Origin of the sequence: Paenibacillus cellulosilyticus, assembly GCF_003182255.1 — a bacterium.
GTDB classification, from domain to species: domain Bacteria; phylum Bacillota; class Bacilli; order Paenibacillales; family Paenibacillaceae; genus Paenibacillus_T; species Paenibacillus_T cellulosilyticus.
On record NZ_QGTQ01000001.1, the window covers coordinates 467,564 to 480,109 of the forward strand.

The 12,546-nt window shown below is 51.1% G+C and carries 14 protein-coding genes; 5 read left to right on the forward strand and 9 right to left on the reverse strand.

What is annotated here, in order from left to right:
• The first annotated feature begins 100 nt into the window (after positions 1-100).
• Entirely contained in the window at positions 101-2,275 is a 2,175-nt protein-coding gene (locus DFQ01_RS01970; RefSeq protein ID WP_110042192.1) for an MMPL family transporter, read from the forward strand.
• A 108-nt stretch (positions 2,276-2,383) separates the two neighbouring features.
• Here DFQ01_RS01970 and lgt read toward each other — a convergent pair whose 3' ends face one another.
• The 3 genes from lgt to DFQ01_RS01985 all read right to left on the reverse strand — a co-directional run bounded on the left by lgt (position 2,384) and on the right by DFQ01_RS01985 (position 4,459).
• Positions 2,384-3,169, reverse strand: a complete 786-nt coding sequence (gene lgt / locus DFQ01_RS01975; protein WP_110042193.1) for a prolipoprotein diacylglyceryl transferase — start codon at positions 3,167-3,169, stop codon at positions 2,384-2,386.
• Positions 3,170-3,230: 61 nt separating this feature from the next.
• Entirely contained in the window at positions 3,231-4,031 is an 801-nt protein-coding gene (locus DFQ01_RS01980; protein WP_110042194.1) for a M56 family metallopeptidase, read from the reverse strand.
• Positions 4,028-4,459 (reverse strand): BlaI/MecI/CopY family transcriptional regulator, encoded by a 432-nt coding sequence (locus DFQ01_RS01985; RefSeq protein WP_110042195.1) that lies wholly within the window; start codon positions 4,457-4,459, stop codon positions 4,028-4,030. Before DFQ01_RS01985 ends, DFQ01_RS01980 begins: the two co-directional genes overlap by 4 nt.
• Before the next feature lie 150 nt (positions 4,460-4,609).
• Here DFQ01_RS01985 and DFQ01_RS01990 point away from each other — a divergent pair, with 150 nt between their 5' ends.
• Positions 4,610-5,200: a TetR/AcrR family transcriptional regulator gene (locus tag DFQ01_RS01990; protein WP_110042196.1), complete on the forward strand. Its 591-nt coding sequence runs from the start codon at positions 4,610-4,612 to the stop codon at positions 5,198-5,200.
• A 63-nt stretch (positions 5,201-5,263) separates the two neighbouring features.
• On the opposite strand, the gene DFQ01_RS01995 is transcribed toward DFQ01_RS01990, so the two are convergent.
• Together DFQ01_RS01995 and DFQ01_RS02000 are read right to left on the reverse strand one after the other, a co-directional pair.
• Positions 5,264-6,202 carry an aldo/keto reductase gene (locus tag DFQ01_RS01995; RefSeq protein ID WP_110042197.1) on the reverse strand — a complete coding sequence of 313 codons (939 nt, stop codon included), beginning with the start codon at positions 6,200-6,202 and terminating at the stop codon, positions 5,264-5,266.
• Between the two features lie 19 nt (positions 6,203-6,221).
• Positions 6,222-7,220: a Gfo/Idh/MocA family protein gene (locus tag DFQ01_RS02000; protein WP_110042198.1), complete on the reverse strand. Its 999-nt coding sequence runs from the start codon at positions 7,218-7,220 to the stop codon at positions 6,222-6,224.
• Positions 7,221-7,343: 123 nt separating this feature from the next.
• On the opposite strand from DFQ01_RS02000, the gene DFQ01_RS02005 reads away from it, so the two are divergent.
• Positions 7,344-8,183: an AraC family transcriptional regulator gene (locus DFQ01_RS02005; RefSeq protein WP_110042199.1), complete on the forward strand. Its 840-nt coding sequence runs from the start codon at positions 7,344-7,346 to the stop codon at positions 8,181-8,183.
• A gap of 87 nt (positions 8,184-8,270) precedes the next feature.
• On the opposite strand, the gene DFQ01_RS02010 is transcribed toward DFQ01_RS02005, so the two are convergent.
• The 4 genes from DFQ01_RS02010 to DFQ01_RS02025 form a co-directional block, all read right to left on the reverse strand.
• A complete protein-coding gene (locus DFQ01_RS02010) occupies positions 8,271-8,885 on the reverse strand; it encodes a DUF2306 domain-containing protein (protein WP_245946480.1) in 615 nt (204 codons plus the stop codon).
• A gap of 228 nt (positions 8,886-9,113) precedes the next feature.
• Positions 9,114-9,497 (reverse strand): VOC family protein, encoded by a 384-nt coding sequence (locus DFQ01_RS02015; protein ID WP_110042201.1) that lies wholly within the window; start codon positions 9,495-9,497, stop codon positions 9,114-9,116.
• Positions 9,498-9,500: 3 nt separating this feature from the next.
• Entirely contained in the window at positions 9,501-9,902 is a 402-nt protein-coding gene (locus DFQ01_RS02020; RefSeq protein WP_110042202.1) for a VOC family protein, read from the reverse strand.
• Positions 9,903-9,971: 69 nt separating this feature from the next.
• Complete coding sequence (locus DFQ01_RS02025; protein ID WP_110042203.1) at positions 9,972-10,784, reverse strand: sigma-70 family RNA polymerase sigma factor; 813 nt, start codon at positions 10,782-10,784, stop codon at positions 9,972-9,974.
• Here DFQ01_RS02025 and DFQ01_RS02030 point away from each other — a divergent pair.
• Both DFQ01_RS02030 and DFQ01_RS02035 read left to right on the forward strand, forming a co-directional pair.
• The gene (locus DFQ01_RS02030; protein ID WP_174812895.1) at positions 10,774-11,544 is read left to right on the forward strand and encodes a helix-turn-helix domain-containing protein; all 771 of its coding nucleotides are present in this window, start codon (positions 10,774-10,776) and stop codon (positions 11,542-11,544) included. The genes DFQ01_RS02025 and DFQ01_RS02030 overlap by 11 nt on opposite strands.
• Before the next feature lie 68 nt (positions 11,545-11,612).
• Positions 11,613-12,380, forward strand: a complete 768-nt coding sequence (locus DFQ01_RS02035) for a VOC family protein (protein ID WP_110042205.1) — start codon at positions 11,613-11,615, stop codon at positions 12,378-12,380.
• Positions 12,381-12,546: the final 166 nt, after the last annotated feature.

Here is a 12,546-nt window from a genome sequence, read left to right on the forward strand (position 1 = left end):
GTACAGTAAGGGGGTTTCCCTTATGTACGATTTTTTTTGTGCCAAGAACGATTAAGATGGGTTTATTGCTAGTGCGTAGATAACAAAGGAGTGAAAGAGAATGGCGAATATGCTGTACAAATTAGGCAAGTGGTGTGCGCAGCATAAAGGAAAGACGATTCTAATATGGGTAGTTATTGTGGGAATTATTGTTGTGCTGGGTAGTACTTTTACTGGTGAGAAGTCTGACCAATTAACCATACCAGGAACGGAATCGCAAAATGCCATTGACTTGCTGGCCGAAGAATTCTCTGTTGATGGTGCAGATGGAACTACAGGGGGCACGGTTAGAGTCGTATTTAAAGCTCCTGAAGGAACAACCTTTGATGATGCAGCAATAAAAGAAGCTATAACGACATTTGTAGACAACGCTAAGAAAGACACAGAGATCGGCTCCGTGTCCAATCCCTATACACAAGGTACGATCAGTGCGGACAAACAAATCGGTTATATGGATCTGACTTACAAGGAAGCGGCAGCAGACGTCTCTGACGAGTCTAAAGAACTTATCAGGAACAATATTGAACTCGTTCAGAGTGAGGGCATTCAAACAGAGTCTAGCGGAACTGTCCAAGTGGCAGAAGGTGGGGAAAGCGCAAGTTCAGAACTATTCGGTATTGTTATCGCGTATGTTGTTCTAGGCATCACCTTCTTATCCATCTTATTGGCGGGAGTTCCGTTAGTAGCTGCGTTGATTGGTGTGTTGTCCGGAACGATGCTTTTGAATTTCGGATCGAGCTTCATCGAGGTAACGGGCACAGCATCTTCTCTCTCGACCATGTTAGGACTAGCCGTCGGTATTGATTATGCGCTATTAATTATTTTCCGAGTCCGTCAAGAAGCTAGAAAATGCAGTATTATTGAAGCCATTGCTACTGCAAATGCAACGGCTGGCAGTGCGGTATTATTCGCAGGATTGACGGTAATAATCGCACTGGTTAGTTTAGCTGTTGTTAACATTCCGTTCCTAACTCAGATGGGATTGGCAGCTTCTCTAACCGTTCTGTTCGCGATGGCGATTTCTGTAACGCTTGTTCCGGCACTTCTCTCCTGTCTTGGTAATCGCCTGATACCCAGGAGACAAGTAGAAACTAGAAGTCATACAACCAACGTTATGAAGCTCAACATTTTCGGTAAGTGGGCACGATTTGTTTCCCGGTTTTCTGTCCCTGTGATTGTCATTTCACTGGCATTAATTGCTTCAATAAGTATTCCTGCTTTGCACATGAAGACAGGTTTGCCCGATGACGGCTTCAAATCAACAGATACAACCGCACGAAGAGCATACGATCTGTTGGCGGAAGGGTTCGGACCAGGCTTCCATGGACAAATAACAGCCGTTGTTAAAACAAACAGTGGCGATTCGACCGCGAAGGCAGCTTCTGATTTTACCAACCTTGTTCAAACCATGAATGGAGTCGTAACGGTAACTCCTCCCGTATCTAACGAGTCGGGCACTGTCTCTATTTTGACCATTGTTCCAAGTACGCTGCCAACATCGGAGGATACCGAAGAGCTTGTACACAGCATAAGGGCTCAAAGCAGTACAATTAAATCCGATTACAATGCGGACATTATGCTAACCGGTACTGCCGTCGTAAATATTGATATATCAAACACCTTGCTTGACGCATTACCCGTATTCATTGCCACGATTGTAGGACTTGGCGTCATCATTCTTGCTATTGTGTTCCGCTCCATACTCGTACCGCTGAAAGCGATCATCGGCTTCTTATTTACGATCTTCTCTTCACTAGGTATTGTGACGTTGGTGTTCCAAGACGGCTATTTGAGCGAGCTGTTTGGCATCTCAAGCGTCGGACCGATATTGAACTTCTTGCCGATTCTATTGGTAGCGATCGTATTCGGTCTTGCCATGGATTATCAAGTATTCTTGGTCACTCGCATGCGAGAGGATTACGCGCATAGCGGAGATGCGAAGAACGCTGTCATATCGGGTATGCAGCATAATGGTCTTGTCGTTACAACTGCAGCCGTTATTATGATCTCGGTATTCGGCAGCTTTATAATGGCAGAAGATGCAATCTTGAAATCATTGGGCCTTGCCCTCACTGCCGGCGTAATCATCGATGCATTCTTAATTCGAATGACGCTGGTACCAGCCATTATGTCTTTGTTGGGCAAGAAAGCATGGTACATGCCGAAGTGGTTGGATCGATTGCTGCCGAAAGTGGATATTGAAGGTGAAGGTTTTCAAAAAAATGAACAGCTATAAGTCGAGCCAATAATCGGATGCACTGCTGCTTTATGAGGGAAAAAAGGACAATCGCGAGAGGTTCGCGATTGTCCTTTGGATTTCTAGCACACCGTTCAAGTTATACACTTATTCTCGTGCCGCAATAAGACTGCCTCTTTTATACCAATGCAAAGTAATCATCAGACACACGCTGATCACGACTACCACGAAGCTGGTCCATTGGCCAGCCGTCCAGTCGAGTGCATAGCGCGGCGAATCGCCGCGAAGAAACTCCAGGTTGAACCGTCCGACGGAGTACAGGATGTTATAGATGAGAAACAGCATGCCTGACTTCAACTGACGTCTCTTCAACAGCAGCAGCAGGGTGAAAATAATAAGGTCCCATTGGCTCTCGAACAATTCGGCCGGCCACAACGGCTCTGCACCGTACTTATCATAAGCCAGCGTACCTTCCCGGTACACCATACCGAAACCAAGTCCGGTCGGCGAGCCGTAGGCGTCACCGTTCATGAAGCAGCCGATTCTGCCGATCGACTGCCCTAATACGATAGCTGGCGCAAGCACATCCGCCAGCCCCCAGAACGACAGATGATGTTTCCTCGTATACACGATCATCGCTAGGAAGCCGCCAATAAGCGAGCCCTGAACGGATATGCCGCCATTCCAGATTGCAATAATCTCCGCAGGGTGCTGGGAATAATAGCCCCATTGGAAGAAGAACACATGCCAAATACGTGCACCAGCAATCGCCCCGACGAACAGGTAAGGCACCATATTCGTGATGTGCTCCCGGTACGGTGTTCCTGCAGCTAAGTAATGGGCGATCCCAAGTGCCAGCATCGCGGCCAGTGCCGTAATGACTCCATGCGTATACAGCGTAAATCCACCGATTGAAAACAATTCAACACTCATCGTAAAGCCCCCCTCAATCGTACTACGATATGTAGTATAATAGTCCAAAAAAATGAGGATTTTAGGAATCCCCACTAATCATCAGCAGCGTCAACAAGGACAGTGATATTAGCATCGGTCTCACAATCGCAACCTTCACCTTAACGGCCTGATCCGGCTCCAGCACCTGCGCAATCCGATACTGCATCGTCGCCGAGGCAAAATGTACGGCAGCCGCATGCTGCCTCCTATTCCCCAGCTTCGACAGCCTCAGCAGCACACTGGCAAGCGGCAGCTCCGTACCCATTCGCTCGATGGCGAACCGATCGGCAAGCAGCTCCATCCACGTATGATAATACCGATAAATCGGACGCATAATCGGCAGGTACCCGAAGCTTTCCGTCAGCAGCTTCGTGAAGAACAGCTTCGCATTGTCGCGATTGCGGCAGTGATGCCATTCATGCAGGATGATCGCCTTCAGCTCCTCCTCGCTGAACATGTCCATCACCGTATCGGAGATGACAATCGTCGGCTTCCGCATGCCGATCGCCATCGCGACGAACGCATCGTCTCTGACGACAAGCATAGGGACGCCAAGGTCACGGTACTTGTAGCGCAGACGCTTAGTCAGCTTCTCGTGCCGGATGAAACGGAAATGCTTCCCCCATTTGTATGACAGATACGCTTGCGCACTAACCCGCCATATGACTCTTACAATCGTATAACCCGCAAGTAAACCAAGCTCGATATACGCCACAAGCAGGCATTGCGCACTGTTGCTGTGTATCGAATGGTTCGTATATATCGCAAGCTGCACACCCACCATAACGATGAAGAAGATTGCGAGCGCATAAATCCATCTCAGCTTCGCCGGCGCGTTCATTGCTTGTTCCTCTTCTTGATCTCGCTCAGCTTGTGCTCAAGCCTCTCAATCATCTCTTGATCCACATCCTCAAGCGCATCGATCATGTGGCTGACGACAAGACTGCCATACTCCTGAATCAGCCCTTGCGATACCGCCTTCGTCTGCTCGGACAGAAACTGCTCCTTGGACTGCACCGTGCTGAACCGCGCCGCTTGCGTGCGGCCCGTACCAACCAGCACTTTGGACAGATGACCCTTCTCCAGCAGTCGATTCATGACGGTCGTCACCGCATTGATCGAGATCGGATTGTCTTGATTCAGGATAGACTGCACTTCCTTAATGCTCATCCCTTCAGAAGACCAGAGCAGGTCCATGATCTTCGCCTCGAGTGGCCCGAAGAATCTGTTCAGTCCTTCGCCGCCGACGTTCAGCTTCTTGATCCTCATTTCCTCACATCCTTATATACTACACATTGTAGTATGATGAATGACGAGCTGTCAATAACATGGGAATTACCGGTAGTGGTCTACTCTATTGGATGATGGCCGTTGTGCTATAATGGGCTAATAGTTCGTATACGGAGAGGATCTCGAATCATGCGTAAAGGTGAACTTACGAAACTTCGAATCATCGAGAAAGCCGCCTACCTGTTTAATGAGAAAGGGTACACGGCAACGACGATGCAGGACATTATGGACGCAACCGGCCTCACCAAGGGTGCGCTCTACCGCAGCTTCTCCAATAAAGACGAGATCGCCATCGAAGCGTTCCAGTATGCGGGACAAGTGCTGTGGCAGCATTTCTCCGCGGCGGTTGAGAGTCAGGATACGATCATCGGCAAAATCGTAGCGATGTGCGATATTTATCGCGACACCGCCTATAATCCTCCCATTCAAGGGGGCTGCCCCTTCCTGAATACAGCGGTCGAGAGCGATCATTCCTTCCCTGTGCTGCGCGATCACGCGATTGGCGCCTATACGCAAATGCTCGGCTTCATTCAGTCACTGCTCATCCAGGGCATCCAATCCGGGGAGCTTCGCGAAGATATGGATATCGAATCAACCGCCTCCTTCTTATTCTCATCCATTGAAGGCGCCATTATGGCAAGCCGACTGACGAGAGACAACCGCCATGTCAGCCATGCGACAGATAACATCAAGCGGCTGCTTGACGCCTACAAGGCGTAATCGCAGCCAAATATCTCATATAACACAGAAAGCACGCTCCACGGGGGAGCGTGCTTTCTGCGTTTATTTCTTATCCGCGCCGAGGTCGAGCCAATTCATCTCTTCACGGGTTAGCTTGACTCGCGAGCCTTCATCACAGGAGCGGAGCTCTTCAAGCGACTGGGCGCCGATGAGGGCACAGGTCGGGAATAGCTGGTTAAGCACATAAGCTAGTGCAATCTGGATTTGCGTCACTTGCTTCTCCTCAGCCAGCTGCTTGGCGCGTTCATAACGCTCCCAGTTATCGTCGCTGTAGAAGACGCGCACCAGATCGGCGTTGCTGCGGTCTTCCTTCGTAAAGCGGCCGGTGAAGAAACCGCGTGCCTGCGATGACCAGGAGAACAGTGGCAGTTGACTTGCTTCATGCCAACGAATCGTCTCTTCGTCTGCCGAGACGCAGCCTGCCCAGAACGGCTCATTCGCCTTCGCAAGGCTTAAGTTCGGGCTGCTGAACGAGAAGCCGACCAGACCATGAGCCGCGGCATAATCATTCGCTTCCTGAATCCGCCGCCACGTCCAGTTGGATACGCCGATGGTTTGCACGGCGCCGGATTTGATATGCTCGTTCAGTATTTCGATCACTTCACCAGCAGGGACATTGGGATCATCACGGTGCAAGCCGTACATATCGATCGTGTCGACTTGAAGGCGTTCAAGACTCGTTATCAAGTCACTGCGGATCGCTTCGCGGCTAACGCGTGGACCATTCTTATCATGGTGCGCGCCTTTCGTCAGAATAACCCATTGATCACGTGTACCGCGCTCTTGCAGATAACGTCCAATCACTTCCTCGCTTTGTCCGCCGCAATAAATATGAGCCGTATCCAGGCAGTTGCCGCCGATAGCGAAGTACGCATCCAGGTTAGCAGAAGCTTTCTCATAGGCGTCATGGAAGAAATAATCCGTGCCTTTCATTAATCGGGCCACAGGTTTGTCCAATCCTTCAAGTTTCAAATAATCCATCCTCAGCAGCCTCCTTGGATTATAAAGTGACTCTCGTCCGTTCACGAGCGGACAACAAGCATGCATCAATGACTTTCATATTGCGGATTGCATCTGAGGTAGCGAATGCGAGGCGAGTGCCGCTTGCAATCGAACGGGCAATGGAATCCGCCTGCTCCGTATAGGCATTCACATAAGGGACTTCAATCTTACGGCGTTCGCCGCCGGTTGTCAGATAGATATGGCCGCTTTCCTCCGAAGGCGTCACGAATGCCGATGGGACTTCAATAATGCCGTCCGTGCCGAGCACCTCCAGCGGATTGCGGAACGCCGCCCACATGCCGCAGTCGAAGGTTAGCGATACATTGCCTCCGAACTCAATCAATCCGGAAGCCATCATATCGACATCATCATGCTGCGGAGAGAACAATGCGTTCACCGTTACAGCCTCCGGCTCTTGGCCCAGCAGCAGTCGTGCCGCGTTAATCGGATAACAGCCCACATCATAGATGGAGCCGCCGCCCCAGTCTTTGCGGAAGCGAACGTTCGCCGAGTCATTCGGGTTGTTGAATGTAAAGGCGCTGCGGATGCCGCGAATCTCGCCGATCGCGCCGGATGCGATCAAATCTCGGATCTGGTCGTAGCGCGGATGATAACGGTACATGAAAGCCTCGGATAACAGAACGCCGGCCTTGTCCGCCGCTTCAGCCATCTCGGCCGCCTCATGAGCGTTCAGGGCGAGAGGCTTCTCGCACAAAATATGTTTGCCTGCCTCGGCTGCGCGGATTGCCCATTCCTTGTGCAAGTGGTTGGGCAGTGGAATATAAATGACGTCAATCGAAGGATCGGCGAGGAGCGCCTCATAACTGTCATAGGCGGTTCCGATATTCAATTCCTCCGCAGTACGTTTTGCTTTGTCTGCATCACGGCTTGCAATGGCAGCCGCCTCGTTCAGTTCTGATAAATGGAGGCCTGGAATGACCGCGCGTTGCGCGATTTTGGCGCATCCCATAATGCCCCATTTGAGCTTTTTACTCATGCTTCACCCTCGCTTCGTATGAATGATTTATGACTATATTGCGATTATAGAAGTTCGGATTTAAAATTAAAATGATATTATTTTGTGTTCGGTTATAACAATATTGTTCAGGAGGCACATGCCATGAAACGACAAAGCCTGCTGCTTACGCTCCCGAATATGCCGTACTTCTGTTTCCCGGAATCCGTAGGCCAATACCGTGATGATCCGGAGCATAGCGTAGAACGCGAGGCGGGGGCCCTTAACAATTTCAATATTCATTATTGCGTGTCGGGCAAGGGCTATGCGGAGATCGATGGGATTGTGCATGAGCTTCGGGCAGGGGAGGCCGTACTTTATTTCCCCCTTCAGAAGCAGCGCTATTACAGCAACAAGGATGATCCTTGGGATGTGCGGTGGTTTCATTTCTACGGCGGAACAGGGTTGAGGGATTATCTAATCGAGCAAGGCTTTCACCGAAACCCACTGTGGAAGCTCGGCCAACCTAAGGTGTGGGAGCAGGCTCATGAAGAGCTGCTCGACGAGGCGGAGACGAACCGGATGCTGCGCCCCGCTCAGCTGTCCATGCTTACGTATATGCTGCTGACGATCTTTGTCGAACAAGCGGTTGCGCTTGCGGGAGGCAAGGCCGGAACGTCAGGCGAGCGGATTATGGAGCTTCTGCCCCTTATGCAGCAGGATGCGGTGAAGCCGTTTATTCTAGAAGAATGGGCGGATAAGGTAGGCGTGACTCCCTACTATTTCTGTAAGCTGTTCAAGAGCGCTACACGTATGACACCGATGGACTTCATTACCCGCTGCCGCCTGCAGGCAGCAAAGCAGTGGCTGCTAGAGAGAAAGGATGACAACATCGGCCGCATCGCAGAAGAAGCAGGCTATCCAAGCGTCAGCTATTTCAATAAACGGTTCATGGAGCATGAAGGAATGACGCCTACAGCCTACCGGAGATTGTATGGGGTATAACGCAGAAAACCGACTCGCCTTATGAGGGCGAGTCGGTTTTTTGAATCCATTGAACACAACAACCTGGATACGTATGGCTAGTGTTCCTTATGCCGTTCGAATCGACCGTCTCAACACGGTACGAATGACGATTTCCGCTGCCAGAAGCAGCAATATAATCGTTGCATAGATCGAGATGACATAGCTATTGGCGTACTCCAAGCCGAATCCATTGATGAGCAGCGTATGCAGCGCGTGAATCAACAAATTGGTGAAGACGAATGCATAGCTTCGCGTCATCCATTCCCGATGCTGCGGCAGCTGCTTCTTGCGGATCTTCACGATAGCGATGACCGTAAAGATTGGCCAAATGATATTGAGCAGGTTGAACGCCATACTTGCTGCTTTTCCACCCGTCGCATAAGGTGCCATGTAGCCGGATGTAACGACTACGATCAACACAGATACCGCATACAAATACCCATTCCATCGGTGAAACTTGCGCTGACGCTTCTTCAGAATCGCTGTAGAGAAATTAATCGCACCCGAGATCATGAGCAGACAGGCAAACACAACGTGAACCTTCATGACCGTCAACCAGCTACTTACATGCAGCGCACGCTTCAGGTCTGTTTTGTGATCGAGGAAGGCTGCCGCCTTCGGATCGCCAATGAAGTTGGTGTACACGGTATACACAATGAAAACCACCGCAATCAACAACATCAGCCCATATGCCCTTCTACTCCAAGTCATATCATCATCCACTCCGTATATTTAACTTTTACAAAAGAGACCGAACCGTCCGGTTTCTTTTTATTATACGGGTAATTGTCCATCTGACGAGTCCAGTTTTGTTCGATTGCATGTATTTCCGGGGCAATAAGCGCCCTCCGTCACGAAATGAACACACAAAAAAGGCACCTCATCGGTGCCTTCTCATGGATCAAGAGATTAGCGAAGGTTCGGCCAGCCGCCCCATATTTCGATCTGGTTCCCGTCGGGATCGGTAAGCACGAAGATGCTGCCGCCCTCGTCTTCTGTAATGGCGCTTACCTGCTGTCCCTGCTCTTGCAGCGATTGGTGCAGCGCCTGAATGTCCGATACCTGCAGGCCGAACACCGGCCGACGAGCCGTATCTTCCGCACTCGGAAGCGGATAATCCGTCCGCATGAACATCCAGACACCCGTCGTTGTGCGAAGCTCAATATTTTGCCCCAGTTCAGGATTCCATTGAAAGCCGAGATGCTTCGCATACCACGCACCGGAACGATTCGCGTCCGATACGGGAATGTAGATATAGCTCGTAACGATTGCTGCTGACCCCATTTGATTCATGGTCTACTCGTTCCCTTCCTGCGGCCAGCCGCCCCATAGATTTCCCACATGACCATCCGGATCACGGAAAATAAAGCTGTACCCGCCGGATGGCTTGTACACCAGCTCTTGAATGTCAGCGTCCTTCTTCTTGAGTTCCTCATACGCTTCATGGATGTTGTCGACTTGGAGCGAGATGATTGGTTGAAGCTCGCCTCGACTGTTCGTGAAGTCCATCTTCGGAACGTCCGGGCACAGAATCAGGCCAAGGCCGACGCCACCGACATTGAGCCACGCTTCGGTATCACCCTCCGTGTAATCGAATGTGAACGGGATGCCAAGTAGCTCTTGGTACCACCGCAGGGATACCGCCAGATTGCGGACGGGCAGCGAGACGACCGCATAATTTTTCACCTGAACTGACACACTGAATTCCTCCTCGAGTTGTTATTCATCATCCATAACGTACGACGAAGCGGTAAGAAACGGGTGCGATCAACTATTTTGAAAAAACTCGATCAAATGGCCGTTTGGATCTCGCATCGTGAACGAGTAACGACCCGCCTCCCGCGCTACCTTCTCGATCGTCACGCCTTGTGCGGCGAGACTGAGATAAGCGCGGCAAATCATGCCTGCGTCGCCTTGGCGGAAGCCCTTCAAGAACGTCTCGAACAATGATGCCGTCATAACAGCGCCATCCGGGCTCTTAAGCTTGACGCCGACTTGCCCATTGTTCTGCCGATCGCCTGCCATGAAGGCCTGCAAGCGCCGGCGCGCCCGCTTCAGCCCCTCCTTCACTGCACCTTCCGTCATACGCAGCAGTGCCGCAGACTCGGATGCACTGAACGAGAAGGCATCGATCAGAATGACGAGCACTATTTGCCTCGGATTGAGTGATTCCGCCAGCTGTTCCAGCAGCTCTCGGGCCAGAATACCATCCACGGAGAACGGAACAGTCGGGAGATGTTCCTCGTCGAATGCAGTATCGCCCTGCCGCTTGCGCTCCGTACGATAGCGGTCGATCCAAGCATTCTTCGCAATGCGGAACAAGAAGGAGCGGCTGATTGGCCGCTCGGAGTCACGCTCCAATGCGAGCAGCACCTTCGCCAGCACATCCTGCGTCAAATCGTCTGCATCCCAGTCGCTTCTGGTCAGGGAGCGGCAGTAAAGCTTTAATCCCGGTATGTAAGGCTCCAGCTTAGTGAATGCGTCCAGTATGGTCAGCCCCTTGTCGATTATTGGATCAGCAACTATGATAATAGTAATATACCAAATATTTCTTATAGGGTTGAGTCCTATGCTATCCATTAAACAGTTTGCCGAGAGAACGGATCTATCGCCGAGTGCGCTTCGATTCTATGAAACGAAAGGCATATTAATACCTGCTATGCGGCTGGACAGCGGTCATCGCAAGTACGAGCAAGGGCAGATCAGCCAAGCCCGACTCATCCACAGCCTGCGCCAGGCCGGTGTCGGACTGACGGAGATTGGACATTTCTTGACCGCTGGTTCCGAGGACCGAGACAAGCTGCTGCAGCGCTGGCGGCATGAATCCGAGGTAAAGCTGCTGTCTGTCCAAATTGCGAACCAATTCCTCCAAGGCTTCCAACCCGAGCAGAACGAGCTCCATCTCGTAAACATCGAGCAGGAGCTCTTCGTCATTTGGTATACGGTAACGGTACCTCGGCAAGGACCGCTGCCGTACAAAAAGGCTATTCGAGCGTACAGGCAACTACTGCTATCTCATGGTGTCAAAATTGTCGATGATGGCTATGTGCGCACCCTCGATGTGCAAGGGGATCAACTTCTTGGTGAGATTGGTTTCCATATCCGTCCCAAGGATGTAGGGAAGATTCCCCCGTCTGACAGCGGATTTACGATTAGGCAAATCCCGTTTGCACTATTCGCTACGCTCGAGCACAAGTACGGCGAGACGTATGTCTGCCAGCGCATTATATCCATTTTGCACAAGTTCGGCTTCCAGCAGGCAGGGGACCATTTTGACAAATATATTGCAGGTAATGACGACCGGCTCCTGCTCTACGTTCCAGTATCGATTCGAGCTTGAACTTCAAGTTACTTGAAGATTTATGATAAGGGCATGAACGAATCTACTTATCGAAAGGTGCGAGGACGGTGCATTTTACGAAGTTTGATTTCTTGACGCTGTGGGTACGGGCTTGTGAGCGGCAGAGCAATATCGACTGGTATGTGCAGCACTTAGGATTAACGATCGGATGGGACTCGCCGGAGGAGAAGCTGACGCTTCTGCAATTCCCTAATAAGCAGCCGTTTACGCTGCTGGCTCATTATCCGAATGAGCCATTGCCAGAAGGGGACGTACATGTATGTCTGACGACTAGCCGTCTGCGGGAGACGAAGCTTGCCTTAGCGCAAGAGGAGGTCGCTAGCTCCGACATTTATGAGACACCATGGGGTGTGGAAGCATTCGACTTCTGGGACCCGCAAGGAACGAGGCTGACCGCTGTTTCAGCACCTGTTCGATCTGAGCAGCAAGGAAGTCGTTTCCACTCCTATTTCCTACATATTGCGGTGTCCGACCTAGCAGTTGCTCGGCAATGGTATGAGGAGCATCTCGCGATGGTCCCCCTGGAGACGGAGACATGTTCGGTTAAATGCATGGGTCTGCGCATGGCCGAGGACAGACAGATGGACTTGCCTATCTATCTTTCAGCAAGGAACGGAGACGCAAAGGCGAATGCTACTACGGCGATTCGACCCTTCTTCCAAGTGGCAGGCAAGCGTCAGCTCGAGACAGCTCGTGAGGCGTTCCAATCCGCCGGCATCACGGTTAGCCCAATCACGGGCAATTCGGACGATTTCATGCGATGGTTCGATCTATGGGATCCGGATGGAAATCCGTTGTATGCCATTGCTTATTAAAGCTGTGAAAGAGGGTCATCCTGCACGGATGGCCCTTAGCTGGACTGGTATCGGTCGAACGGGGAGCGCTGAATATCGTATGCAAAAAAAGCATACCGCTTCTCTTCGAAGCGGAATGCTTGGGGGTCGTTACTGTCATCTGACTGAGTTTGCTATCGCGACGAGT